This is a genomic window from Nocardioides sp. Z35_8 (assembly GCF_059621125.1).
Genome location: NZ_JCAQIE010000001.1, coordinates 242,467 through 267,742 on the forward strand (window position 1 = coordinate 242,467; position 25,276 = coordinate 267,742).

Below are 25,276 nucleotides of genomic sequence, written 5' to 3' on the forward strand. Positions count from 1 at the left end.
AGCCCCACGAGGAGCCCCACGAGGAGATGGCATGGCCGCACTCGAGAGCACCCAGCTGCTGACCGAGCTCGAGCCGGTGGTGGAGGACAACCTCAACCGGCACCTGTCGATGGCCGACGAGTGGATGCCCCACGAGTACGTCCCGTGGAGCCTGGGCCGCGACTTCGCCGACCTCGGCGGCGACCCGTGGGAGGTGGCGCAGTCGCAGCTCTCCCCCGTCGCCCGCACGGCCCTCGAGGTCAACCTGCTCACCGAGGACAATCTGCCGAGCTACCACCGCGAGATCGACCGCGCCTTCGGCCGCGACAGCGCCTGGGGCACCTGGGTCAACCGGTGGACGGCCGAGGAGGGACGCCACGCGTTCTGCATCCGCGACTACCTCCTCGTCACCCGCGGCGTCGACCCCGTCGAGCTCGAGCGCGCGCGGATGGAGACGATGGAGACCGGCTACGAGGCGATGGACAAGGCGCTGCTCAACGTGTGCGCCTACGTGTCCTTCCAGGAGCTCGCCACCCGGGTCTCGCACCGCAACACCGGCCGCTACACCGAGGAGCCGATCGCCGACCGGCTGCTCGCCCGCGTGGCCAAGGACGAGAACCTCCACATGATCTTCTACCGCAACCTCGTCACCGCCGCCCTCGAGCTCACGCCCAGCCAGACCATGCGCGCGATCACCGAGGAGGTCGTCGGGTTCGAGATGCCCGGCAGCGTCATCCCGGGCTTCTCCCGCAAGGCCGTGCAGATGGCCAAGGCCGGCATCTACGACCTGCGCATCCACCACGACGACATCGTCACGCCGCTCCTGCGGCAGTGGGGGGTGTGGGAGCTGACCGACCTGGACGCCGACGGCGAGGCGGCCCGCGACGAGCTGGCCGCGGCCGTCGCCGCGCTCGACGGGGAGGCGACCCGCTTCGTGGAGCGGCGCGACGAGGCGGCGGCGAAGAAGGCGGCGCGAGGCGCCTGACCCGCCGCCCTCACCAGCGGTTGCGGACGTCCTCGGCCCAGCCGACCAGGTCGTCGACGCGGATCCACTCCCCCGCCTCGTCACGCACGCGCCCCGACCAGTGGCCGAAGCACTGGTGCGTGCGCGAGGAGAAGACCTTGAGGTCGGTGACCGAGCGCTTGAGGTGGAACGGCGTGAAGGTCAGGTCGGCGGCCTCGCCGGCCACCCGCCAGGGCGCCATCCAGTCGTCGGTGTCGTAGCGCCAGTCGAGCTCCTCGCTGATCTTGGTCAGGCGGTCGTCGACGACCAGCGCGTTCTCGCACATGCCGGTGCCGTCGGTCCACCTCGCGCCGACCTGGAGGCCGACCACGCGTCCGTCGGTGCGTCCCGAGCCGGCTCCCCAGTTCCAGTGCATCGCGTAGGGCCAGCGCCCGCGCCCGTGGTCGAGCACCGCCCACGACTCACCCGCCGGGACGGCGTACTCCTGGCCGTCGACCCACACCGTGCCGACGACCGGACGCGCGACGTCCTTGACCGTGTACTGGAAGAGCCGGTCCGACCACGGCACGACGACGCCCAGGCTCTCGTGCCCGGGCGGGCGCTCGGCGGTGACGTCGACGCGCACCCGGCTCCCCTCCGCGCGCAGCCGGGTGCCGCCGTCGACCTCGTCGAGGTCGATGCTCACCTTCCTGGTGCGCGCCCGGGCCGGTCCGCGGCCGAGGGTCCCGGGCAGGGTCGCGCTGCGTCCCAGCACGCCGATGGCGTCGTGCGCGACCTCCTCGCCGGTGCGGCGGTCGAGCACCCAGATGCTGTGCACGGCGGCGTAGTCGATGTCGGAGACGACGAGCGCGACCACATGGGTGGGCGTGGTGACCCCCCAGTACTCCCAGCGCTTGTTGCGCCCGCGCCCCACCCGGCCGCGCCCGATCCCGTCGGTGGTGATCAGCGGGGTCCGGGTCCAGCCGACGGCCTCGCGGTTGAGTCGGCCGTCGGGCAGGGTCAGGGACGTCGCGGCCGTGATCTCGCGCTCGCGCAGCTGCTCACCACTCATGGCGCAACCCAACCACCGGCCCCGCCCCGGGCGCCCGTCAGGTGGCAGGCGCGATGATCACCCCATGACGGAGCGCAACGTCCTCGGCGGCGAGCTCGACCCCTGCGGCACCGACCCGGTCACGGGCTTCCACCGCGACGGCACCTGCACGGTCGGCCCGCAGGACGTCGGCCTGCACGCCGTCTGCGCGGTGATGACCGAGGAGTTCCTGGCCCACCAGGCCGCGGTCGGCAACGACCTGTCCACCCCGCGTCCCGAGTGGCACTTCCCCGGTCTCGTCCCGGGCGACCGGTGGTGTGTCGTCGCCGTCCGCTGGCTCCAGGCGTACGACGCCGGGGTGGCCGCCCCCGTCGTGCTGTCGGCCACGTCCGAGCGCGCGCTCGACGTCGTGCCCCTCGAGGTGCTGCAGGCCCACTCGGTCGACGTGCCGCCCGACCTCAGCGGGCTCTGACCCGATGACCCGTCGTCTCGGCAGGAGGATCCTCATGGCGGTCGTGGTCGTGCTGCTCGTCGGCGGGCTGGCCCTGGCGGCCGTCTGGGGACTGCAGCGGCAGCTGATCTACTTCCCCGACGCGAGCGACGTGCCGCCTGCGGACGAGGTGCTCCCCGGCGCCCGTGACGTCACCCTGCAGACGTCCGACGGGCTCGAGCTGGGTGCGTGGTACGTCGCGGCCGACGCCGCGAGCGACACCGGGATGGCGGTGCTGGTGGCGCCGGGCAACGGTGGCAACCGCGCCGGACGCGCCGGTCTCGCGCGGCAGCTGAGCGATCGTGGATTCAGCGTGCTTCTGGTCGACTACCGCGGCTACGGCGCCAACCCCGGCAGGCCGAGCGAGAAGGGACTGGCCGCCGATGCCGACGCCGCGGTGCGAGCCCTGGGCGACCTCGGCCATCCGCTCGACCGCACGCTCTTCTTCGGTGAGTCGCTGGGCACCGGCGTGGTCGCAGGCCTGCAGCAGCGGCACCGTCCGGCCGGCATCGTGCTGCGGTCGCCGTTCACCGAGCTCGCGGACGTCGGTCGCCACCACTACCCGTGGCTGCCTGTGCGCACGCTGCTCCGCGACCGGTTCCCCGTGCTGGAGCCCCTGGCCGCCAGCGACGTCCCCGTCACCGTGATCTACGGCGACCGCGACAGCGTGGTGCCGACCGAGCTCAGCGCGCGGGTCGCCGACGGCGCGCCGGCCCTCGTCGAGCGCGTCGTGTTCGAGGGGGCCGACCACAACGACGCGGTCATGTTCGGGCGGCGGGTGGCCGAGGCGGTCGCCCGGCTCGCCCGCGAGGTGCGCTGAGCTCCGTCCACCCACCGTCAGCTGCTCACCTCGTTCACAGCAGGATGATGCGGTCCCGCACGCTGTCGAAGGTGGTGGGCTCGAGGCCGGCGAGGGTCATCAGGTCCTCGGGGTGCTCGAACCTGCTCAGCTGCTGGCGTGACTCGACGACGCCCGTGGCCTGGTCGGGGGTGAGCCCGAGCAACTGCTGCAGGACCTCGGCGGGCGCACTGTTGACGTCGACCAGCCCGCCGTCGTCGTACTGCCGGGGCAGGTCGGGCCGACCGATCCGCAGGTCGCGGGCCATGGCGGGATCGCGCCTCGCGAGGGCGCGCGCCTCCTCGCGCTTGGCGCGCTCGGCCTGCACGAGGGCCACCGCGGCCGCGTTGGGGTCGTACGACGGAAGGGGCGCAGCCACCGGCACATAGCTCACCTGGGCAGGCCCCGCGACCCTCCCTCCCATGACGAGCGCGTAGACGACGGAGCCGATCCAGGCAGCGAAGTAGAGCGTGAGGCCGATGTCGGAGGCCAGGCCGTCGGAGTCGTCGGCGGCGACGAGCATGAAGCCCACGAGCCACGAGGCGCCCAGGCCGCCGGCCCACGTCCATGCCTGCCGGGTCCTCGACTTGGTCGCGATGGCGATCAGCGGCACCACGGCCAGCAGGCCCATCGAGAAGGCGGGGAACACCCACAGCCATCGCAGCGGCTTGCGGCTGTGGTGGACGGCGGGCGGGCCGGGCCGCATGTGCTCGCCGCCGTAGGGACCTGCGGGTGGGCTGGGCTGCATGCGCGCGATCGTATGTCGTCGGCGCGCGCGTCGCCGCAGAACGACGCGTGGGATCCGCGTGCCGGACGCGCCGACGCACGCCCTAGGTTGGCGCCATGACCCGCGTCCTCCTCGCCCCCGACAAGTTCAAGGGCTCGCTCACCGCGACCGAGGTCGCGGCCGCGCTCGAGCGCGGGCTGGCGGGCGTCGCCGGCGACGTCGAGGTGGCGGTCTCCCCGGTCGCCGACGGTGGCGACGGGACGCTCGACGCCGCCGTCGCGGCTGGCTACGAGAGGGTCGCCGTCCGCGCGAGCGGGCCGACCGGCGAGCCGGTCGACACTGCGTGGGCACACCTCGCGGGCACTGCGATCGTGGAGATGGCCGACGTGTCGGGGCTGGTGCGACTGCCCGGCGGGCGGTTGGAGCCGATGACCGCCACCAGCCGCGGCACGGGCGAGCTCATCGCGGCGGCGCTCGACGCGGGCGTGCGACGCATCGTGCTCGGCGTCGGCGGCAGCGCCTGCACCGACGGCGGGGCCGGCCTGCTCCAGTCCCTCGGCGCGCGACTCCTCGACCCGTCGGGTGCCGAGATCGGCGACGGCGGCGGCGCCCTCGCCGCGCTGGCGGCCGTCGACCTCGGCGGGCTCCACCCGCGGCTGCGCGAGGTCGAGGTGGTGGTGGCGTGCGACGTCGACAACCCGCTCACCGGCCCGCACGGCGCAGCGGCGATCTACGGGCCGCAGAAGGGCGCGAACGAGGCGCAGGTGGCCGAGCTCGACGCGCACCTGGGCCGCCTCGCCGACCTGGTGTCGGCCGCGACCGGCCGCGACGTCCGCGACGTCCGCGACTCCCCCGGCGCCGGAGCAGCGGGCGGCGTCGGGTTCGCCGCGATGGCCGTGCTCGGCGCCACGCTCCGGCCCGGGATCGACCTCGTGCTCGAGATGGTCGGCTTCGAGCAGACCCTGGCGGGCGCAGACCTCGTCGTCGTCGGCGAGGGCGCTCTCGACGAGCAGTCGCTGCGCGGCAAGGCGCCGATCGGCGTGGCCCGGCTCGCGCGGGCCGCCGGCGCCCGGGTGGTCGCCGTCTGCGGGGTCAACCACCTGACCCCATCCGCCCTCGCGGCGGCGGGCATCGACGCGGCCTACGCCGTCGTCGACCGCGCGCCGAGCACCGAGTCCGCCATCCACGACGCGGCGACGCACCTCGAGCAGCTCGCTGCCGACGAGCTGCCGCGCCACCTCTGACTCACACCACTCGCGGGCGTCCGTGGCCTGGCGGCTGGCGCCCGCCTCTCCGAGACGGTGGAGGTCGCGGCCGCGTGGCAGCATTCACCGACACACCTGCAGCGCACGGCGGCTCGCCAGGTGAGTCCCCCGAGCCGACCAGGAGGCGTCCACGGTGCCCGATCCGGACACGTCCGCCGTGCCGCCGCTGCGCATCCACCAACGTGAAGCGCTCGAGGCTCTCACCCGCGCATGGGCCGACGCGGATCACCCACGCGCATGGGTCGTCCTGCCGCCCGGCGCAGGCAAGACGCGCGTCGGACTCGAGGCCGTCTCGGGCGAGCTCCGGGCACACCCCGACACCCGCGCCGTCGTGCTGGCCCCCAACACCGCCATCCAGTCCCAGTGGATCGCCGAGGCCCAGACGTTGGGGCTCGACGCGAGCGACGACAAGTCCCTCCTCAGCCCGCTGACCTGCCTGACCTACCAGTCCCTGGCCGTCTTCGACTCCGAGGCCGCCGACGACGTGGACTCCACGACCCCGGTCGTCGACCGGCTGCACCCCAACGGCATCGCCCTCTTCGAGCGGATCCGCACCCAGCCACGCCTGGTGCTCGTCCTCGACGAGTGCCACCACCTGCTCGAGGTGTGGGGGCGGCTCCTCGCCGAGCTGCTCGACGCCATCGGTCGCGCGCACGTCCTCGCGCTGACCGCGACACCGCCCGAGAGCCTCGCCGGCGAGCAGCGCGCCCTCGTCGACCGGCTCTTCGGAGAGATCCGCTACCGCGTCTCGGTGCCCGCGGTGGTGAAGGAGGGCCACCTCGCGCCGTTCGACGAGCTCGTGTGGCTGACCACCCCTACGGCCACCGAGGAGGACTGGCTGACCGGCGAGGCGCTGCGCTTCACCGAGCTCACCACCCTGCTCACCACCCCGCGCTTCGGGTCGGTCGGTTTCTACGAGTGGCTCACCGCCCGGTTCGTCGAGCCCGTCCCCGCCACGACCACCTGGGCGGCGCTCGCCGAGCGCGAGCCCGATCTGTGCGACGCCGCTCTGCGCATGCACCACGCGGGCCTGCTCGCCCTGCCCCCCGGCGCCCGGCTGCGGGAGGGGCACCGGCACGCCCCGTCGGCCGAGGACTGGGTCCGGCTCCTCGGCGACTGGCTGCTTCACCACGTCGCCGAGTCCGCCGACCCGGCCGACGCCGAGGTGCTCGCGGTGGTGAGGGCCGCGTTGCCGTCGGTGGGCTACCAGTGGACGCGTCGCGGCGTACGACGCGGGCGCTCCACCGTCGACCGCGTGCTGGCCAGGTCGTACGCCAAGCCCGGCGCCGCCGTCCAGATCATCGCGTCCGAGCACGCCGCGATCGGCGAGCGGACCCGGGTGCTGGTGCTGTGCGACCACGAGCGCGCGACCGCGACCGTGCCGTTGACCCTGGACGGGGTCCTCGACGCCGAGGCCGGGTCGGCGATCGCGGCGCTGGAGGCCCTGCTCGCAGACCCGAGCACCGCCCTCCTGCACCCGATGCTGGTCACCGGCTCCGTCGTCGCCGCCTCCGAGGCGACGCTGCGCGACCTCGTCGCCTTCGTCACCGACCGCGACCCCGACCTGGCCTCGCGCCTGCACGTCGAGACCGCGGATGGCCCGGTCGCGACGTGCGCGTCCGGATGGACCTCGCGCGCCTGGGTCGGCCACGTCACCGCGTTCTTCGAGTCCGGCCGGACCCAGGTCCTCGTCGGCACCCGCGGTCTCCTCGGCGAGGGGTGGAACGCCCGCGGCGTCTCCTCGCTCGTCGACCTGACCACCGCCACCACCCTCACGGCCGTCGTCCAGACACGCGGCCGGGCGCTGCGCACCGACCCGACCTGGCCGGACAAGGTCGCCACCAACTGGACCGTCGTGTGCGTCTCGGAGTCACACCCCAGGGGCGACAACGACTGGTCCCGGCTGGTGCGCAAGCACCAGGGGTTCCACGGCATCGACGCCGACGGCGACATCGTCGACGGGGTCGCCCACATCGACGCGTCCTTCTCCCCCTTCACCCCGCCACCCGTCGACTCGTTCGACGCCCTCAACGCACGGATGCTGATGGCTGCCTCCGCGCGAGACGCCATCCGCGAGGCCTGGAAGGTGGGTGAGCCCTACCAGGACGTCACGCTCGCGTCGCTGCGCGTACGCCGCCCCGCCGTCGACCTCGCGCCACCCGACGAGGTCGTCACCCTCACGCCGGTCCCTCCGTCGTGGCGGCTGACCTCGGACGGCATGACGACCGAGGCCCCGGTCCCCGCGACGAGCTGGCGTACGTCCCTCGCGCTGGGCGCGGCGGCTGCCGGTGTCGGCGCCGCCTCCCTCACCGTCGGCGAGTGGGCGCTCGTGGCCGGCGCAGTGGGCGGGCTCGCGACTCTCGGCCGGAGCGCCGTGACCGCTCGCTCGCACGCGGACGACCTCGCCTCGTGGGTGCGAGAACAGCTCGCCCTGACGGCGGGCGTCCCACCGCTGGAGGCGGTCGCGGCGGCAGTCGCGGACGGCCTTGTGGCGGCCGGGCTGACGACCATCGGCGCGTCGGCGCTCGCGGTCGACGTCCACCCGGGCGGGGAGTACCGCTTCCGCCTCGTCGGCACCGAGGACGACGCCGAGGTGTTCACAGCCGCGTTCGACGAGGCGATCGCCCCGGTCGGCGCCCCGCGCTACCTCGTGTCGCGCTACACCGACGCGCACCTGCCAGACCGCGCGATCCGTACGCGCCGGGGCGCGCGTTCAGCGTTGCGTGCCGCCCGCGCCACCAGCGAGGCCTGGCATCCGGTCCCGACCGTCCTCGGCCGCAACGCCACCAACGCCCGCTGCTACCTCGACGCCTGGCGCAGGTGGGTCGGCGAGGGCCGGCTGCTCGCCACCGCGAAGCCGGAGGGAGCCGGCGTCGCGACCGCGGTGTCGGGCGAGGACCCGTTCGCTGCGACCACGGTCATGCGACGCCACTGGTCCTGACCCAGTGCGCGTGCCGAACTCGGCGACCACGTGGGCCTTAGACCGCGACGATGGTCAGGGTCGGGTCCAGCCGCGCGATGTCGTTTGACCATACTGTCCGGCGCGCAAGCGGGACCACCTTCGAGGACTCCTCCGGCAGAGGTCAACGGCGACGGCGACGGCTACCGTCGTCCTGGCGGCTGATCTCGTCCTCGTAGGGCAACGGCGGATAGTCGACGTACCTCGGATCGGCGCGCATCATGACCTCGAGGCTGACCCCACCACCCACCTCACGACGCGCTCCCGACCTGCGAGCCCCGGACAGAGGTGGCGCATGTCTGGCACGGCGGCAGTTCTTGCATCAGTTGCTCACTCGCCCGATAGGGCGCAGGCCCCAACAAACCGCCAGACGCGTCGCGATACCAGTGCATGCAGTCGTCGTGATGGCGACTTTTGGGGAGGTCCCCGTTCGGTACGCCCGTCGACCGGTTCACCGGGTCCTTCACCCAAACGAGCCCAGGTGCCTCAACGGTCGTCCTGTCGTCCACCGCGCGCCACCCTAAGCCGCCTGCCTTGCGGGACTACTCCCCAGTCGGTCCATCCGACCTAAGGGCCGGTCACCCCATACGGGTGACCGGCCCATCACTTATCTCGGGACCACGATGGCGCAGCCATGTGTCACGCCCGTGGGTCCAGCACCGGTGCTAAGCCGTCACATCCTGCCCATCGCCGAGCGCGTCGTCACCGTCCATGACCCAGTCGACGTCGATGATCTCGGCGTCGGTGGTATCAGCACCGGGCAGGGAGGTGAACTCCGTCGGCGGTGGGCCGAAGACCCGCTTTGCTGTCTTGACGATCGCACGCCCGACCAGGTGGTTCGCGCCAGCACCGATACCGGCACCGATCCCAAACGGGACCTGCTTGCTCAAGACCAGTACACCTTGCTTGGTTCCGTACTTGGTGATGAAGCGCGGACCAAGGACCTTGTTCGCTGCGTTGACCGCAGACATGGGAATCCGTTCCACGATCTGCTTGCCCCAGTAGGGGACGGTACGCCCGGCCCCCTTGTTCAGTACCGTGACGGCGGACTCGCCAATGAGAACGGTCTGGACAAGCAGACGGCGGCGTTCGATGTCCTCGGGGTGCAGTCCGTGAATCTCGGCGAGAGTGAGCACGTAAAGGACTGACGCCTCAGTGAACGCGATGATGTCGAGACCCGCTGCTGGTAGCCCCGCACCGGGTATCACACCCGCTCCGCCGGACACGGCCCCGGAGGCCGTCACCGTGCCAAGGTAGTGCGTGTTCACGCGACTGGCGAGGTCCTGTGGGGAGTCGTCGGGATGGACCCGACGGAGTCGTTCGAAGTTCTTCCGCGCCATCGGCGACTGGAAGGTCAACGCCTTCGTCAGTGCCTTCGAGGCCATCTCTTTGCCGCTCACTGCTGGTCCCCCTATTTGTCATTCACACCGGTACCAGACCCAGCGCGTGCCATGACGCGATCCGACTAGGCAACCTGCGTGAGGCACGGTACGCGACCGCCGTCGGGCCGTGGGTGAGAAGCGGTCGATGACAGGGGTCAGAAGATCCAGGGGCCATCACCCCCGAGCCCGAAGGGCCTACCTCCGCTTGGAAGCAGGCCCTTCGGGTTGTGTCACTAGTGCAGAAACCTCGTGATACTCGGTGCAGAACTCACGAGATTCGATATCAGCTGCAGCCGCTAGTGGACCCGCAGCCCTCGCACACGTAGCACGAGCCGGCGGGGCGCATCTTGGTGCCGCAGGTCATGCAGAGCGGCGAGTCGACGGCGGTGCCGGTGAGCTTCTCGAAGAGCTCGGCGGTCGTCTTCGCCTCGCCGGTCGTGACCCGGGCCGGGACCTCGCGGGCCTCGGCGCCGTGGGTGTCCTTGGTCTCGAGGTCCTGGACCTCGACGACGTCCGCGGACGCCGAGGAGGACGCGGGCGACGTGAGCTCGGAGGCCGAGCCCGTCTCCTCCACGAGCGGCTCGTAGGAGCCGGTCTCGAGGTGGCGCTGGCGCTCCTCGGCGGAGTAGATGCCGAGCATCGAGCGCTCCTCGAAGGACAGGTAGTCCAGGGCGAGGCGACGGAAGATGTAGTCCATGATCGACTGCGACATCCGCACGTCGGGGTCGTCGGTGAGGCCGGCGGGCTCGAAGCGCAGGTTGGTGAACTTCGAGACGTAGGTCTCCAGCGGGACGCCGTACTGCAGGCCGATCGACACCGCGATCGAGAAGGCGTCCATCACGCCGGCGAGGGTCGAGCCCTGCTTGCCGAGCTTGAGGAAGACCTCGCCGAGCTGGCCGTCGTCGTGGGCGCCGGAGGTCATGTAGCCCTCGGCACCACCCACGGTGAACGACGTCGTGCGGGAGACGCGCGACTTGGGCAGGCGCTTGCGGACCGGGGCGTAGACGACCTTCTCCACGACCTTGGTCTCGACCTCGGCGGAGGCCGCGGCCTTGTCGGCGGCGTCCTTCTTGGCCTTGCCGCCACCGTCGGACAGCGGCTGGCCGACCTTGCAGTTGTCGCGGTAGATCGCGGTCGCCTTGAGGCCGAGCTTCCACGACTGCAGGTAGACGTCCTCGATCTCCTCGACCGTGGCGTTCTCGGGCAGGTTGACCGTCTTGGAGATCGCACCGGAGAGGAACGGCTGGCAGGCCGCCATCATCCGGACGTGGCCCATCGGCTTGAGCGAGCGGGCGCCCATCGCGGTGTCGAAGATCTCGTAGTGCTCGGTCTTGAGGCCGGGGGCGTCGACGACGTGCCCGTGCTCGGCGATGTAGGCGACGATCGCCTCGATCTGCTCGGCCTGGTAGCCCATCTTCTTCAGGGCCCGCGGGATCGTCTGGTTGACGATCTGCATGGAGCCGCCGCCGACGAGCTTCTTGAACTTCACGAGCGAGAAGTCGGGCTCGATGCCGGTGGTGTCGCAGTCCATCATGAAGCCGATGGTGCCGGTGGGCGCGAGGACGGACGCCTGCGCGTTGCGGAAGCCGAACTTCTCACCGACCTTGATCACGTCGGCCCACGCCTTGGTGGCCAGCTTGTGCACCCGGCCGTCCTCGGTGTGCAGCACGCGTACGACGTCGTTGGCCGCCTGGTGCTTGCGCATCACGCGCTTGTGGGCCTCGGCGTTGCGGGCGTAGCCGGCGTAGGGGCCGACGATCCCGGCGAGCTCGGCGCTGCGCTTGTAGGACGTGCCGGTCATGAGCGAGGTGATCGCGGCGGCCATCGAGCGGCCGCCCTCGGAGTCGTAGCCCAGGCCCATCGCCATCAGCAGCGCGCCGAGGTTGGCGTAGCCGATGCCGAGCTGGCGGTAGTCGACGGTGGTCTTGCCGATCGCCTCGGTCGGGAAGTCGGCGAAGCAGATCGAGATGTCCATCGCGGTGATGATGAACTCGACGGCCTTGGCGAAGAGCGCGGCGTCGAAGGTGTCGTCGTCCTTGAGGAACTTCAGCAGGTTGAGCGAGGCGAGGTTGCACGAGGAGTTGTCGAGCGACATGTACTCCGAGCACGGGTTGGACGCGGTGATGCGGCCGGTCTCGGGGTTGGTGTGCCAGTCGTTGATCGTGTCGTCGTACTGCAGGCCCGGGTCGGCGCACTCCCACGCGGCCTGGCTGATCTTGCGGAACAGGTCGCGGGCGTCGACGGTCTCGATGACCTCGCCGGTGCCGCGCGAGCGCAGGCCGAACTCGGTGCCGTCCTCGACGGCGCGCATGAACTCGTCGCTGACGCGCACGGAGTTGTTGGCGTTCTGGTACTGCACGGAGGTGATGTCGGCGCCACCCAGGTCCATGTCGAAGCCGGCGTCGCGCAGCGCGCGGATCTTGTCCTCCTCGCGCGCCTTCGTCATCACGAACTCCTCGATGTCGGGGTGGTCGACGTCGAGGACGACCATCTTGGCCGCACGACGCGTCGCGCCGCCCGACTTGATGGTGCCCGCGGACGCGTCGGCGCCGCGCATGAAGGAGACGGGACCGGACGCCGTACCGCCGGAGGAGAGCAGCTCCTTGGAGGAGCGGATGCGGGAGAGGTTGAGGCCGGCGCCGGAGCCGCCCTTGAAGATGAACCCCTCCTCCTTGTACCAGTTGAGGATCGAGTCCATCGAGTCGTCGACCGAGAGGATGAAGCAGGCCGAGACCTGCTGCGGCGACGGGGTGCCGACGTTGAACCAGACGGGCGAGTTGAAGGAGAAGTACTGGTTGACCAGCAGCCAGGTCAGCTCGTGCTCGAAGATCTCGGCGTCGGCGTCGGTGGCGAAGTAGCCGTTGTCGATGCCGGCCTTGGTGTAGGTCTTCACGACCCGGTCGATGAGCTGCTTGAGGCTCCACTCGCGGACGTCGGAGCCGACGGCGCCGCGGAAGTACTTGGTGGTGACGATCGTCGAGGCGTTGACCGACCAGAAGTCGGGGAACTCCACGCCGCGCTGCTCGAAGACGGTCTCGCCGGTCTTCCAGTTCTGCTGGAGGACGTCGCGACGCTCCCACGTGATGGCGTCGTAGGGGTGCGTGCCCTCGGTGCTGAAGACGCGCTCCATCTTCAGGCCCTTGCCCCTCGCCTTGGCGCGGGTGCTCACCGTCTCGGTCATGGAGTTCCTCTGTCCCTCGTATATGGATGGTGCGGGTGGTGGTGCGTGCGCGAGTCGACTCGCGGGGGGTTTGGTGAGGCCCGGCAGGCAGCTTCCCCACTACCTGCCGGGCCCGTCTGGGGGGTCAGCCGGCCTGCACGGGCTGATCGTCGGCGGCTCGCTCGAGCCGCAGCATCTTGATCTCGGCGTCGAAGTCGTCGACCGACTCGAACGCGCGGTAGACGCTCGCGAAGCGCAGGTAGGCCACCTCGTCGAGCGCCCGCAGCGGGGCCAGGATCGCGAGGCCGACGTCGTTGGCGTCGAACTCGGCCTGACCGCTCAGGCGCAGGGCGTCCTCGACCTCCTGGCCGAGGCAGGCGAGCTGGGCATCGGTGACCGGGCGGCCCTTGCAGGCCTTCCGGACGCCGGCGATCGCCTTGTCGCGGTTGAACGGCTCGGTCGCGCCGGAGCGCTTGAGCACCGTGAGCTGCATCTTCTCGACCGTGGTGAAGCGGCGGTCGCACGCGGCACACGTACGCCGCCGGCGGATCGAGGCGCCGTCGTCGGCCACCCGGGAGTCGAGGACCTTGGTGTCCTCGTTCTTGCAGTTGGGACAGTGCACGGCGGTCCTCCTCTCGAGCGGCGGGCGCGCGTCATACACCCACATAACGGGGTGTCGGCTGGGGATGTTCCTGTGGACAACTAGCCTCGGGCTGTGTGGTTCGCCCTCTGGCCTGTGCACCAGATGTGGATAACTACAGCGGTGTAAGTACTAGATGTAGTGGTAACCGTACGCCCCGACCACAACGCCTGGCAAGCGAACGCGAATCCTCGCCCGAGGTATTTCGCCCGCTCGACAAAACCGCAGGTCAGTGCGCGGCACCGCACCTCGGGGGGCGGTCCTGGACGGCGTGTCGGTCGGCGCCAAACTCGTCGAACCCCTGCCCCATGAGGCCCCATCCGCCACAATGACGGGGTGTCCACAGCGGGGAAGCGAGCAGGTGCGCGGAGAGGCGCGCGGCCCCCGCGGACCCTCGACCGGACCGCCCTCGTCCTCGGCGCCGCGATCACCCTGTGCGTGGTGGCGTGGGGCTACCTCGTCTACGCCGCCATCGACTTCGGCACGGCGGCGCGCAGCTCCTCCGGCGGCTCGGCCTGGCTGTTCATGGCGCTGGCCTGCCTCGGCGCGATCGCCTGCCTGTTCGCGGGGCTGATGCTCGTCGCCCGGCTGATGCGGACCCTCGGGATCACCGAGGCGCCACCCCCTCCGGACGACGCTCCCCCGCGCCCCGTCGGCGGGAAGCGCGCCGCTCGCTGACCGTGGAGGATCCGAGCCGCCCACTGGCTCGGAACGTCCACGATCGTGGGACGGGCGACGGGCCGTGCGTCCCGCCCTCCCCGATCGCGGCATCGGGCGCGGCGCATGAGGCCGACTCGCAGTCTTGCTTGCGTGCCGACGCAAGTGCACGTCGATCTACGCCTGATCAGCTTGGCTCGATCCAGTAATGACCCACCACCCACCACTTGCGGAACGGCTCGAGGACGACCCGAAGGGTGGTGCGGCCACCCGGGAACTCCTCACGTCGCCCGTCCCCGTGCCGGACGACCGTACGAGGGACGTCCTTTGTGACGAGGTAGGTCGCGTCAGAACCGCGCACCTTGGTGATACGGATGATGGTCGAGCCCGGGAAGTCGACGGAGCCACCGCCCTCGAAGGCACGTTCGACCGCCTCCACGAAACCATCGCAGGGGTCACATTCAGAGGTCATGGACGCGTAGTGCGACGTCCTTCCCGTCACCTGCATCTCGTCGCTGGCTACTTCCCACCGACGGATGAAGGCTCGTGGGTTCGACCGGTCCCGCGCGAAGTAGGCAGAGTCAACGGGCCGCCGTTCCTGTGGCTTCCCATGACCAGACTGGGGACCGTCGCTCGTCCTGGGAGGTACGGGCGCAGGCTCCTTGGCTGCACTGCCGCACGACGCGAGGCTCATCGCGATTGCGGCACCCGCCAGCGCCCGCACGACCATGCGGTGGGTCATCGCAGGACGAGCTGCGGGAGTGCCTCGACGACCTCGAGGTCCTCGCTGGCGCCGGTGACCCAGATGGTGGACGGAATGGTCTCAGGGGGGCCGCCGTCGACCGTGAAGCTGGCAGCCCCGTACTGGGTGTCAACGCTGACAGCGACCTGTTCGACCTGCTCGTAGACGTGGGCCACGTCGAGACTTGGGTACGGCGCCCCTGGGCTGGTCGTCGTCTCGGAGGTGCCGTCGCCGAAGTTCCAACGGTAGGCGACCGGCCTGGCGGTGACGACCACGTTGGATCCCTGCAACTGCACCGGAATGCTTGACGCTTGCGTGTTGGTGGTGAAGAAGTTGGTCTCCAGGTTGACAAGCGTCTTCCCGTTCGGCGGCTGGACCGACAGTGCCGATGGGGACCAGTCCAGTTCGTCAAACGCTCGGATCACAAGTGTGCGAATTGGAGGGTCGTCAACGTCCGCCGCCTCGTCCGCCGTCAAACAGGCCGTGCCCACCCTAGTCCCGTCTCGAAACACCGCGTACAACGTTCCCGTACGACCATCGACCGTGCAGGCCCGGGGATTTGAACAAGCTTCCACCCCGCCCGAAGTTCCGTCCTTACACAACTGATAGACCAGCCACGTCGACTTCGGCTCGGCCTCTTGCGCCGCTTGGAGGGTCTGACCCGTGTACTCGCATACGACCTCAACCGAGTAGAGGTCGGCTGTCTCGTAGCAGGTTTGCCCATCCGCCTGCGCAGCCGTCGGCGACCAGATGGCGCTCTGCGCGGCCAGCACGATCACGACGACGTAGATCACCCGAGCACCGATCACGACGGCACCTGCGTGAGTCGCACGACCCTCCACGGCGACGTCGCATTGAGACGGAATCGGTAGACCAGGTCCCCGCCCGAATACTCCTGCTCCCGGGCATTCGCATTCTCTTTGATCACAGTGGGCGCTGATGTCACGCGCACGTCAAAGACCGGACGTGAATCGCCTCCGGACTTGTCGGCCACGTCTTCAACGGACCAACCCTCGGTCCTCACGAAACCGCCGGCGTCAAAGGCGCTCCGAACCCGATCGGCCACCTGCGAGCAGGCTTTGCACCCGGCCGACAGGCGGAGGTACTCCGAGGTATCGCCCGAGTTCTGCATCGAGTTGCTCACCTCAACCCACCTCCGAATGAAGTCCTCCGGACTCTCGACGGCGACCGTCTCGGTCTCCGTGGGTGTCGGGGTCGGCGAGGAGCTGGTGGGATCGGGGATCTGGGGCTCGGGGGCGGGTTCGTCGGAGCACCCGGCCACGAGGAGCGGGACGGCGAGGGTGAGGGCGAGTGCGCGGCGCAGGTGCATGAAGTGCCTCCCGAGAACGACATCAGCACGCTGAAACTACCCATTCCCGCGCCCCCGCAACCACCCCGGCGACGAAACCTGTGGACGACGCCCCAGCGGGGCCGGGATGGGAATGCGCCGAGGGGCGGGCCCGTGGGCCCGCCCCTCGCCTTCCCCTGGTCCACCAGCCGGGGTCGAAGCGGCTGATGGAGGCCTCGCGCGTCAGTCGGAGACGACCGGGACGCGGAGCTTCTGGCCGGCCGCGAGGCCGGCGGACTCGAGGGCGTTGAGCCGCTCGATCTCGGTCATCACCGCGCGGACGTCGCCGTCGGTGGCGATGTCGCTGGCGATCCCCCACAGGGTGTCGCCGGGCGCCACCTGGACGATCTGGGTCGGGGCGGGCTGGCCGGCCTCGCCAGTGCCGACCGCGCCGCCGGCGAGGACGAACGCCACGGCGAGGGCGAGGAACAGCGAGGTCAGGAAGACCACGAGCCGGCCACGGCGGGTCAGCCGCACGGTGGAGCGGCGCTGGGCAGCAGCCGGGGCGAAAGCGGGGGAAAGGCTGAGGGTGCTCATGGTGGCCTCCTGGGGAAGAATCAGCCGGTCGTCTCTGTCGAGCGAATGTCTAGTCGGGCCCACCGACAGTGGCCTCGGCCACCGGTGGTCGATCAGACGTTCGATCGAACATGTGTACGACGGTAGAGCACGTGTTCGAACGACGCAAGCACCTCGTCGAACAAATGTTCGGGGCTTCCCCAGGTGGAGACGTCAGCGGCGCTTCATGGCGCGCCGGCCCTGCGCGGCGAAGAGCCCGGCCGCGTGCTGCATCAGCCCGGGAGCGAGCGCCGAGCCGCGCACGACTCCCCCGCGCCACCCCGGCACGGCACGCACCACCCGGCTCGACCCGACGAGCTCGACCGCGGCCGCCGCGACGTCCGCCACGGCCAGGATCGGGCCTCCCGAGTAGACCAGCTGCGACCCCAGGCCGTCGGGGTCCTGCGCGGCGAGCATCGCGGTGTCGACCCCGTCGGGGCACAGGGCGTGGACCCGCACCCCGCGCGGCGACTCGGCGTTGACGGACGTCGACAGCGAGACGACCGCGGCCTTCGTGGCCGCGTACACGCTGTATCCCGGCACCGGGCCGAGGCCCGCGAGCGAGGCCACGTTGACGACGTCGCCACCCGCTGGGCCGAACGCCGCGAGCGCCGCGCGGGTGCCCCACATCGTGCCGAGCAGGTTGACCTCGACCAAGCGGCGCACCTGCTCCTCCGCCAGCTCGGCGAGCGTGCCGTCGTCGCCGACGCCGGCGTTGTTGAACCACGCGGTCAGCTCGCCGTGGCGAGCCGCCTCCTCCGCCACGAGCCGGTGCGACGCAGGGTCGCGTACGTCCTGGGCCAGGCCGGCGACCGCGCCGATCTCGTCGGCGGTGGCGGTCGCCGCGGCGCCGTCGAGGTCGCCGATCAGGACCCGGTGGCCGCGGGCGATCATCAGCTCGGCGATGCCGCGACCGATCCCACGCGCACCACCCGTCACGACGCTCACGGTGGGGGTCCCGGTCGAGGAGCGTGCCGAGGAGGGTCGCGAGGAGCGTGTCGTCATGGCGGGACCCTAGCGACACGCGGCTTCGAACAGGTGTTTGATCCTGACCTGCCGGGCGGTCTACGGTGGGCGCACCAGCTCCTCCCTGACCAGCCGTGGACGGAGGGGGCAACCGCACTGGAGGACGCATGGCCAAGCAGGACGACAAGAACGTCATCGAGATGCCCGACGGACCCCCGGACGCCACCGGCCTGACCCCGCGCCAGCAGCGGGTGCTCGCCACGATCAAGGACTCCATCGAGACCAAGGGCTACCCGCCGTCGATGCGCGAGATCGGCCAGGCCGTCGGCCTCACGTCGTCCTCGAGCGTCGCCCACCAGCTGCGCGTGCTCGAGGGCAAGGGCTTCCTCAAGCGCGACCCCAACCGTCCCCGCGCCCTCGAGGTGTTCCTCCCCGAGGTGATGGCCGCCCGTCGCAGCATGTCGAGCGGCGAGGAGACCTCGATCGACGAGACCGGCATCGGCGACGCGATGCCGACGGCGATCAACATCCCGGTCGTCGGCCGCATCGCCGCCGGTGGCCCGATCCTCGCCGAGGAGCAGGTCACCGACGTCTTCCCGCTGCCCAAGCAGCTCGTCGGCGACGGCACCCTCTTCCTCCTCGAGGTCTCCGGCGACTCGATGGTCGACGCGGCGATCTGCAACGGCGACTACGTCGTGATCCGCCAGGAGCAGACCGCCACCAACGGCCAGATCGTCGCCGCGCTGATCGACGGCGAGGCGACCGTCAAGACGTTCCAGCGCAAGGACGGCCACGTGTGGCTGCTCCCCCACAACGACGCCTACGACCCGATCCCCGGCGACGACGCGACGATCCTCGGCGTGGTGACGGCGGTCCTGCGCAGCCTCTGACCTACCGCGCGGAGCCGGACGCGGCGGCGACCAGCGCCGCCGTCAGCTCCTGCACGCCGGGCCGCGGACGACGCTCGCGGCTCAGCGCGTAGACGGTGCGGGTCGGTGGCGCGACCAGACGGCGTACGGCGACGCCCGCCGGCAGGCCCGGCACCAGCATCGCCGGCACGAGGGCGACGGCGAGCCCGGCCGCGACGAGTGCCACCTTGCCGAGCAGGTCGCCCGCCACCAGCTCGACCCTGGGCTCGAACCCGACCCGGCCCGCGGCCCGCTCGAGCAGGCTGCCCGAGCCGGGGTGGTCCTCGGCCCAGATCTCGTCGGCGAACGACGTGAGCCGCACGCGCCGGCGGCCGGCGGCCAGGGCGTGCCCCGCGGCCAGGACGACGCACATCTCGTCCTCGAGCAGTCTCGTACGTCGCACCTCGGGGTCCGTGGGCAGGCCGGGTGGATAGTCGGTGACCACCGCGACGTCCACGTCGCCCGTGCGCACCCGCTCGTGCAGCCGGGCCGAGCCGTCCGAGCGCAGCGCCACCCGCGGACCCTCGGCCGGGAGCGACCGCAGCGTGCGGGGCACGAGGTCCACGGAGGCGGAGGGCACGGCGCCGAGGGTGAGCGGCACCGCGTCGCCAGCGCGGGCGCGACGTACGGCGTCCCTCGCCCGGGCCGCCTCACCCACCAGCAGGCGCGCGTGCGGCAGCAGCGCTTGCCCTGCGGCCGTCGGCCGGACCCCGCGCGGCAGGCGCTCGAGCAGGGCCTCGCCGAGGTCGTGCTCCAGGCTCGCCACCTGGCGCGAGATCGCCGACTGGGTGTAGCCGAGCTCGTCGGCCGCGGCCGTGAAGGAGCCGGCCTCGCACACCGCCACGAAGGTCCGCCACGCCGTCAACGCCATGCAGAGAAGTATGCGCAGACCGCATGGAGCGATGCGACACCTCCGCTTGTCGCAGGCCGCTGCCGGTTCCATGGTCGTAGGCATGAACGAACACGTGGTGGTGCTGGGGCTCGGGCGGATGGGCCGGGCGATGGCAGAGACCCTTGCCTCCGCGGGCGCACGGGTCGCGTCGTGGAGCAGAGGCGGCGGCGGGACGGCCGGCACGGCCCCGGAGGCGTTGGCGCGCCCGGGGCCGGTCGTGCTCGCCGTCTACGACGGGCCTGCCTGTCGCGCGGTGCTCGCCCAGGTCGCCGAGCACCTCGCCGGGCGACTGGTCGTCGTCACGAGCACGGTCGGAGTCGACGAGGCCGACGCGCTGGCGTCGATCGTGTCCTCGGCGGGCGGCCGATACGTCCACGCGCCCGTCGTCGGCTCCGTGCCGGCGGTCCGGGCCCGCACCCTGCGCCTCCTGGCGGGCGGACCGGCTGCCGACGTCGAGGAAGCGGTCAAGGCACTGACACCGGTGCTGGGCGGCGTGAGCCGGTTCGCCACCCCGCGCGAGGCCGCGGCCGCCAAGCTGGTCGCCAACGCGTCGCTGGCCGCCGCGCTGCTCTCCGTGCGCGACTGCCTGGCCGGCGCAGCGGCGCTCGGGCTCCCGCTCACCGCGGCGCTCGACGTGCTGGCCCTCGGGCGGCTCGGCGACACCGTGGGATCGCTCCGCCCTCGCCTCGAGCGCCCCGACCAGACCGCGCACTTCACCGTCGACGCGCTCGTCAAGGACCTCGGGCTCCTCGCAGCTGCGGGAGGACCCTCGGCCCCGCTCGACCGGCTCTCCCGCCTCGTCACGACGGGTCGGTTGACCGGATCCGACGACGTGTCGGCCGTGGCGCTCTCCGCCTCCACCCGGACGGCCACGTCGTGACCGGCATCGACGACGTGCGGGCGCCGCTGCACGCCTATGTCCGCGGGCACGCTACGGGGGACCCGTCGTGGTTCCGCACCGCGTTCCTGCCCACCGCGCACGTCGAAGGGCTGCGTGAGGGCACCTTCACCTCCTGGTCGATGGACGACTACTGCGCGTTGTTCGACGGCACGCCGGCGCCCGACGAGGCGGACCGGAGCAGGACCGTCGACCAGGTGTGCGTCGAAGGGACCGTCGCCACGGCGACCATGACGCTGCGCCACGGGGAGTCCGTCTTCACCGACATGTTCGTCCTGGTGCGGGTCGACGGCGTCTGGCGGATCGCCAACAAGGTCTACCACCGGCACGCGTCCTGACGCGGACCGGTGCACCTCAGGGCCCGGCGGGCACGATGGCTCCATGAGCCACCTCGAGCAGTCCTATGACTACGTCATCGTCGGTGCGGGGGTCGCTGCGGCGAGCGCCGCGAAGGGCATCCGCTCGCGTGACGAGAGCGGCCGCATCGCCGTCATCGGCTCCGAGCCCGACAAGCCCGTCTACCGACCGGCGCTGTCGAAGGACCTCTGGCTCAAGGACGACGAGACGCTCGAGGGGGCGTCGCTGGCCGGCGACCTCGACGACGACGACGCGGTCGACCTCGCCACCGACACGACCGTGACGGAGATCGACCCCGGCGCCCATGTCGTACGCCTCGCCGACGGGAGCACCGTCGGCTACGGCAAGCTGCTGCTGGCCACCGGTGCCGAGCCCCGCCAGCTCCCCGTCGACCCGGGCCCGCGGGTCGTCTACTACCGCACCGCCGCCGACTACCAGCGGCTGCGGACGATCGCGACCGAGGGCAGCCACGTCGTCGTCGTCGGTGGCGGCTACATCGGCTCGGAGATCACCTCCGCCCTGGTGCAGAACGGCGTCGAGGTGACGCTCGTGCTCGACCGCGAGGACGTGCAGGAGCAGATGTTCCCGACCGCGCTGGCGGCCACGGTGACCAAGGCGCTCGCCGACCGCGGCGTGCGGCTCGTGCACGGCTCGATCGAGCGCGGCACCGAGCACGACGGCGGCGTCCGCATCCGCCTCGCCGACGGCACCGACGTCGCGGCCGACGCGGCCGTCATCGGAGTCGGGGTGCTGCCGCGCACCGGCCTCGCCGAGTCCGCCGGCCTCGAGGTCGAGGACGGCGTCGTGGTCGACGAGCACCTGCGCACGAGCGACCCCGACGTCTACGCCGCCGGCGACGTGGCGTCCTACCCCGACGCGCTGCTGGGGCGCCGACGCGTCGAGCACGTCGACCAGGCCGAGAAGTCCGGCGAGCACGCCGGCAGGGCGATGGCGGGCGCCGACGAGGCGTACGGCTACACGCCCTTCTTCTGGTCCGACATCCTGGACTTCGGCTACGAGGCCGTCGGCGAGACCAGCAGCGACCTCGACCTGGTGGAGGACTGGAAGGACGGCGAGATCGGCACCGGCGTCGTCTACTACCTCCGGTCCGGGCTGGTGCGCGGCGTGCTGCTGTGGAACGTCTGGGACAGCGTCGACCGGGCCCGCGAGGTGATCGCCGAGACGGCGAAGCAGCCGGTGGCCGACCCGGAGTCGCTGCGCGGGCGCATCCCGCTGGGCTGAGCGCGCCCGGGCAGGGCGCGGCGCCGGTGTAGCCTCGCGCCGATGTCATCCTCCGGCCCCCACCCTCCCCCTCCGGGGCTCTTCCGCACCCGCCCGGGCAACCGGCGGCGGTTGACGCCGGAGGCGCAGGAGGAGGTCGAGCGGCTGGCGGGCGCGGCCGAGGCGTCCGCGTGGCTCAGCCCGCTCGCGTACAACCTCACCATCAGCCACAGCCACCGGTTCGTCTGGTATCGCGTGGCCAAGGTCGCCACCCGCACGATCCGCCACCACTGCGAGACCCACGGCGTGAGCATGGACGTCGACCACGCGATGCGGGTGCGCTATCCCCTGGCCAGCTTCGCCGACTACTTCACCTTCGCCTTCGTGCGTGACCCGCTCGACCGCTTCGTCTCGGCGTGGCAGGACAAGGTCGTCGACCACAACTACTACGGCTTCGACCCGGCCACCCACGAGCGGATGCAGGCGATCGAGGAGTTCGCCCGCTGGACCGCGGGCCACGACCTGGCGGCCGTCCCGGGCACCGACCAGCACCTGACGCTGCAGAGCCGGATGATCGACCTCAACCGGGTCGACTTCGTCGGCCGGCTCGAGACGTTCGACCGCGACTTCGCCGAGGTGTGCGAGCGCATCGGCGCCCCGGCGGTGCCGACCGCGCCGAAGAACCAGACGGCGCCGGGTGGCCGCGACCGGCGGGTGTCGCCCGAGCTGGGCGAGCTGGTCGGGCGGATGTACGCCCGCGACTACCAGGTGTTCGGCTACGAGCCGCCGGCGTGAGCCCCCTGGGCGGCGACCACCATGAAGGCAGTTCGCATGCCCGGCACCCCGGTGCCGAGCGTGACGGTGGCCCGTCCCCGGCCGAACTGCCGACATGGTGCCCGCGTCAAGGGTCGACCGACCGTCCTGACGGCAAACCGCAACAAGCGGGACCAGGGGCCTAGGACTGCCCGAGCCGCTTGAGCGCCTGCCGTACGAGCGCGGGATCGGTGGTCGACCACATCGGCGGCAGGGAGGCCTTGAGGAACCGGCCGTAGCGCGCGGTCTCCAGGCGCGGGTCGAGCACGGCGACCACCCCGCGGTCGGACGTGGTGCGGATCAACCGCCCGGCGCCCTGCGCGAGGAGCAGCGCGGCGTGGGTGGCGGCGACCTGCATGAAGCCGTTGCCCCCGGCTTGGTCTGCGGCCCGCTGGCGCGCCGACATGAGCGGGTCGTCGGGGCGCGGGAAGGGGATGCGGTCGATGATCACCAGCTGGCAGGTGTCGCCCGGCACGTCGAGGCCCTGCCACAGCGACAGCGTGCCGAACAGGATCGTGTGGGGGTCGTCGACGAACTGCTTGGCGAGCTCGGGCAGCTGGGCGTCGCCCTGGGCGAGCGTCGTGAGGTGGGGCAGCCGCGCGCGCACGGCCTCGGCGGCGGTCTCGGCGGCACGACGGGAGGAGAACAGGCCGAGCGTGCGGCCGTCGAGGGCGTCGACGAGCTCGCAGATCTCGTCGAGCTGCGCAGGCCCGAGCCCGTCGCGTCCGGGCTGGGGCAGGTGGCGGGCGACGTAGAGGATGGACTGCTGGCCGTAGTCGAAGGGCGACCCGACGTCGATGCCCTTCCACGGCAGTGCCGTGTCGGGGTCGGCGAGGGCGACCTGCGAGTCGACGCGCTCGGTGGGCTTGAGGCCGAGCGAGGTGGCGACGGCGCCGAACTCGCCGCCCAGCATCAGGGTCGCGCTGGTGAAGACGACCGTCTTGTCGCTCAGCAGCTTGTCGCGCATCGGGCCCCAGACCTGGAGCGGGGCGACGTGGAGCCGGGCCGGGAAGCGGTCGCGCGCCTCGCCGAGCCACAGCACGTCGGCCTGCGAGCCGGCGGCCATCCGCTCGGCGTTGACGAAGACCTCCTGCACCATGCCCTTGGCCTGGGTGCGGCCGGCGTCGCCCTCGCCCTCGCCGCCGGACTCGCGCGGGAACGCCGACAGGCAGGCGCGGGCAGCGTCGCGGACGAGCACCAGTGCGTCGGAGAGCTGGGTCGACATCTGGTCGATGCGGCCGGGGGGCGTCGCCTCGAAGGCCTCGGCGAGCTGCTGCGCGGCGTCCTCGAGGTCGCCGCCCGGGTCGCCGTCGGCGGAGTCGGTCCACCGGCTGGCGCGGCGGGCGGCGCGCTCGATGTCGGGCACCGCGAGCTCGTCGGTGGCCGCCTGGGTCACCCGCGCGGTGAGCTCGTGGGCCTCGTCGATGACGACGGTGTCGTAGTCGGGGATCATCGGCACGTCCTCGATCGCATCGATCGCGAGGAGGGAGTGGTTGGTGACGATCAGGTGGCTGCGGTGCGCCTTCTCGCGGGCGAGCTCGGCGAAGCACTCCGCGCCGAACGGGCACTTGCTGGCGCCCAGGCACTCGCGGTGGTTGACCGAGACCTGGCGCCACTCGCGGTCGGTGTGCCGCGGAGCGTTGTCGCGCTCGCCGCTGCCGCCCTGCTCCGACTCCTCCTCCGCCCACGCGCGCAGCTCGAGCACCTTCTCGGCCAGCGAGCCGGTGGGCACGTCGACGAGCGTGCCCTGGTCGTCGGGGACGCCGGCGCGGATGCGGTGGAGGCAGGCGTAGTTGGAGCGCCCCTTGAGCACCGCGTAGGACGTGTCGAGCCCGGGCACGTCCTTGACCGCCTCGACCAGGCGGGGCAGGTCGCGCTCGACGAGCTGGTGCTGGAGGGCGAGGGTCGCGGTGGCCACCACGACGCGCTTGTCGTGGAGCATCGCCGGGACGAGGTAGCCCAGCGACTTGCCGGTGCCGGTGCCGGCCTGCACGAGGAGGTGGCGGCCCTCCTCCATCGCCTCGGCCACCTCGGTGGCCATCTGCACCTGCCCGTCGCGCTGCTGGCCGCCGAGCGCGGCGACCGCGGTGCTCAGCACCTCGCTGACGGGCGCGGGGGCGGTGGCGGTCTCAGGCACCAGAGCACCCTACGTGGCGGCGCCGACGCTCCGTCGTACGCCGTCCACAGAGCCGCTCAGTAGTTCTTCTTGCGCCCGATCTGACGCTCGATGCGACGCTCGGGCTGGCCCAGCACCTTGGCCAGGATCTTGAACCGGAAGCGGTAGGCGACCACGCCCAGGACGACGATCAGCAGGATCCACAACATGGGGCAAGCGTACGCCGTCCCGCCCAGCCGGTCCCGGTTATCCGGACGGCCGTCCAGGCGCGCCGACCCTCGACCTGGAGGGGAAGTCCGACACCTGGAGGGGGTTGCAACCGCCTCGAAGTGTCGGAGTCCCCGCTCGAGCGGGGACTCCGACCGTACG

Annotated in this window: 24 protein-coding genes; 11 read left to right on the forward strand and 13 right to left on the reverse strand. The window is 71.6% G+C overall.

All coding sequences use genetic code 11. From position 1 onward, the window contains the following. Positions 1–31: 31 nt before the first annotated feature. Positions 32–964, forward strand: a complete 933-nt coding sequence (locus AC54T2_RS01155; protein WP_496665298.1) for an acyl-ACP desaturase — start codon at positions 32–34, stop codon at positions 962–964. 10 nt (positions 965–974) lie between these two features. Here the strand turns inward: AC54T2_RS01155 and AC54T2_RS01160 are convergent, their stop codons facing one another. After that, the gene (locus AC54T2_RS01160; protein ID WP_496665299.1) at positions 975–1,994 is read right to left on the reverse strand and encodes a DUF2804 domain-containing protein; all 1,020 of its coding nucleotides are present in this window, start codon (positions 1,992–1,994) and stop codon (positions 975–977) included. A gap of 64 nt (positions 1,995–2,058) precedes the next feature. On the opposite strand from AC54T2_RS01160, the gene AC54T2_RS01165 reads away from it, so the two are divergent. Continuing rightward, positions 2,059–2,445, forward strand: coding sequence for a DUF2237 family protein (locus tag AC54T2_RS01165; protein ID WP_186339128.1), 387 nt, complete (start codon positions 2,059–2,061; stop codon positions 2,443–2,445). 4 nt (positions 2,446–2,449) lie between these two features. Beyond that, positions 2,450–3,283 carry an alpha/beta hydrolase gene (locus AC54T2_RS01170; RefSeq protein WP_186339129.1) on the forward strand — a complete coding sequence of 278 codons (834 nt, stop codon included), beginning with the start codon at positions 2,450–2,452 and terminating at the stop codon, positions 3,281–3,283. A 34-nt stretch (positions 3,284–3,317) separates the two neighbouring features. Here AC54T2_RS01170 and AC54T2_RS01175 read toward each other — a convergent pair whose 3' ends face one another. Further along, positions 3,318–4,049 carry a ComEA family DNA-binding protein gene (locus AC54T2_RS01175; protein ID WP_496665300.1) on the reverse strand — a complete coding sequence of 244 codons (732 nt, stop codon included), beginning with the start codon at positions 4,047–4,049 and terminating at the stop codon, positions 3,318–3,320. 95 nt (positions 4,050–4,144) lie between these two features. Here AC54T2_RS01175 and AC54T2_RS01180 point away from each other — a divergent pair, with 95 nt between their 5' ends. Together AC54T2_RS01180 and AC54T2_RS01185 are read left to right on the forward strand one after the other, a co-directional pair. Continuing rightward, entirely contained in the window at positions 4,145–5,272 is a 1,128-nt protein-coding gene (locus AC54T2_RS01180) for a glycerate kinase (protein ID WP_496665301.1), read from the forward strand. 154 nt (positions 5,273–5,426) lie between these two features. After that, positions 5,427–8,234, forward strand: a complete 2,808-nt coding sequence (locus AC54T2_RS01185; protein WP_496665302.1) for a DEAD/DEAH box helicase family protein — start codon at positions 5,427–5,429, stop codon at positions 8,232–8,234. 683 nt (positions 8,235–8,917) lie between these two features. Here the strand turns inward: AC54T2_RS01185 and AC54T2_RS01190 are convergent. From AC54T2_RS01190 to nrdR, 3 genes are all read right to left on the reverse strand, one after another. Next, the gene (locus AC54T2_RS01190; RefSeq protein WP_496665303.1) at positions 8,918–9,652 is read right to left on the reverse strand and encodes a hypothetical protein; all 735 of its coding nucleotides are present in this window, start codon (positions 9,650–9,652) and stop codon (positions 8,918–8,920) included. Between the two features lie 265 nt (positions 9,653–9,917). Further along, positions 9,918–12,815: a vitamin B12-dependent ribonucleotide reductase gene (locus AC54T2_RS01195; protein WP_496665304.1), complete on the reverse strand. Its 2,898-nt coding sequence runs from the start codon at positions 12,813–12,815 to the stop codon at positions 9,918–9,920. A gap of 124 nt (positions 12,816–12,939) precedes the next feature. Next, positions 12,940–13,416: a transcriptional regulator NrdR gene (gene nrdR / locus AC54T2_RS01200; RefSeq protein ID WP_496665305.1), complete on the reverse strand. Its 477-nt coding sequence runs from the start codon at positions 13,414–13,416 to the stop codon at positions 12,940–12,942. A gap of 354 nt (positions 13,417–13,770) precedes the next feature. Between nrdR and AC54T2_RS01205 the strand changes: the two genes are divergently transcribed. Continuing rightward, on the forward strand, positions 13,771–14,112 hold the full coding sequence (locus AC54T2_RS01205) for a hypothetical protein (RefSeq protein WP_186339137.1): 342 nt from the start codon (positions 13,771–13,773) through the stop codon (positions 14,110–14,112). Between the two features lie 166 nt (positions 14,113–14,278). Here AC54T2_RS01205 and AC54T2_RS01210 read toward each other — a convergent pair whose 3' ends face one another. The 5 genes from AC54T2_RS01210 to AC54T2_RS01230 form a co-directional block, all read right to left on the reverse strand. Beyond that, the gene (locus tag AC54T2_RS01210; protein WP_496665306.1) at positions 14,279–14,563 is read right to left on the reverse strand and encodes a hypothetical protein; all 285 of its coding nucleotides are present in this window, start codon (positions 14,561–14,563) and stop codon (positions 14,279–14,281) included. Between the two features lie 266 nt (positions 14,564–14,829). Next, a complete protein-coding gene (locus AC54T2_RS01215) occupies positions 14,830–15,627 on the reverse strand; it encodes a PKD domain-containing protein (protein WP_496665307.1) in 798 nt (265 codons plus the stop codon). An 11-nt stretch (positions 15,628–15,638) separates the two neighbouring features. After that, positions 15,639–16,163: a hypothetical protein gene (locus AC54T2_RS01220; RefSeq protein WP_496665308.1), complete on the reverse strand. Its 525-nt coding sequence runs from the start codon at positions 16,161–16,163 to the stop codon at positions 15,639–15,641. 201 nt (positions 16,164–16,364) lie between these two features. Continuing rightward, positions 16,365–16,718 (reverse strand): LysM peptidoglycan-binding domain-containing protein, encoded by a 354-nt coding sequence (locus AC54T2_RS01225; protein ID WP_186339141.1) that lies wholly within the window; start codon positions 16,716–16,718, stop codon positions 16,365–16,367. Between the two features lie 192 nt (positions 16,719–16,910). After that, a complete protein-coding gene (locus AC54T2_RS01230; protein WP_496665309.1) occupies positions 16,911–17,741 on the reverse strand; it encodes an SDR family oxidoreductase in 831 nt (276 codons plus the stop codon). A 128-nt stretch (positions 17,742–17,869) separates the two neighbouring features. Here AC54T2_RS01230 and lexA point away from each other — a divergent pair, with 128 nt between their 5' ends. Then, positions 17,870–18,592: a transcriptional repressor LexA gene (lexA, locus tag AC54T2_RS01235; RefSeq protein ID WP_222129336.1), complete on the forward strand. Its 723-nt coding sequence runs from the start codon at positions 17,870–17,872 to the stop codon at positions 18,590–18,592. Between the two features lies 1 nt (position 18,593). Here the strand turns inward: lexA and AC54T2_RS01240 are convergent, their stop codons facing one another. Next, complete coding sequence (locus AC54T2_RS01240; protein WP_496665310.1) at positions 18,594–19,481, reverse strand: LysR family transcriptional regulator; 888 nt, start codon at positions 19,479–19,481, stop codon at positions 18,594–18,596. A gap of 82 nt (positions 19,482–19,563) precedes the next feature. On the opposite strand from AC54T2_RS01240, the gene AC54T2_RS01245 reads away from it, so the two are divergent. From AC54T2_RS01245 to AC54T2_RS01260, 4 genes are read left to right on the forward strand one after another with little or no spacing between them, the layout of a single operon-like run. Continuing rightward, positions 19,564–20,382 (forward strand): NAD(P)-binding domain-containing protein, encoded by an 819-nt coding sequence (locus AC54T2_RS01245; RefSeq protein ID WP_496665311.1) that lies wholly within the window; start codon positions 19,564–19,566, stop codon positions 20,380–20,382. After that, positions 20,379–20,738, forward strand: coding sequence for a nuclear transport factor 2 family protein (locus AC54T2_RS01250; protein ID WP_496665312.1), 360 nt, complete (start codon positions 20,379–20,381; stop codon positions 20,736–20,738). The genes AC54T2_RS01245 and AC54T2_RS01250 overlap by 4 nt, the downstream gene beginning before the upstream one ends. 43 nt (positions 20,739–20,781) lie before the next feature. Further along, the gene (locus tag AC54T2_RS01255; RefSeq protein WP_496665313.1) at positions 20,782–21,999 is read left to right on the forward strand and encodes an NAD(P)/FAD-dependent oxidoreductase; all 1,218 of its coding nucleotides are present in this window, start codon (positions 20,782–20,784) and stop codon (positions 21,997–21,999) included. A 42-nt stretch (positions 22,000–22,041) separates the two neighbouring features. Then, positions 22,042–22,773: a sulfotransferase family 2 domain-containing protein gene (locus tag AC54T2_RS01260; RefSeq protein ID WP_496665314.1), complete on the forward strand. Its 732-nt coding sequence runs from the start codon at positions 22,042–22,044 to the stop codon at positions 22,771–22,773. Between the two features lie 160 nt (positions 22,774–22,933). On the opposite strand, the gene AC54T2_RS01265 is transcribed toward AC54T2_RS01260, so the two are convergent. Beyond that, positions 22,934–24,928: an ATP-dependent DNA helicase gene (locus AC54T2_RS01265; protein WP_496665315.1), complete on the reverse strand. Its 1,995-nt coding sequence runs from the start codon at positions 24,926–24,928 to the stop codon at positions 22,934–22,936. Between the two features lie 56 nt (positions 24,929–24,984). Beyond that, the gene (locus AC54T2_RS01270) at positions 24,985–25,116 is read right to left on the reverse strand and encodes a hypothetical protein (protein WP_260988491.1); all 132 of its coding nucleotides are present in this window, start codon (positions 25,114–25,116) and stop codon (positions 24,985–24,987) included. Positions 25,117–25,276: the final 160 nt, after the last annotated feature.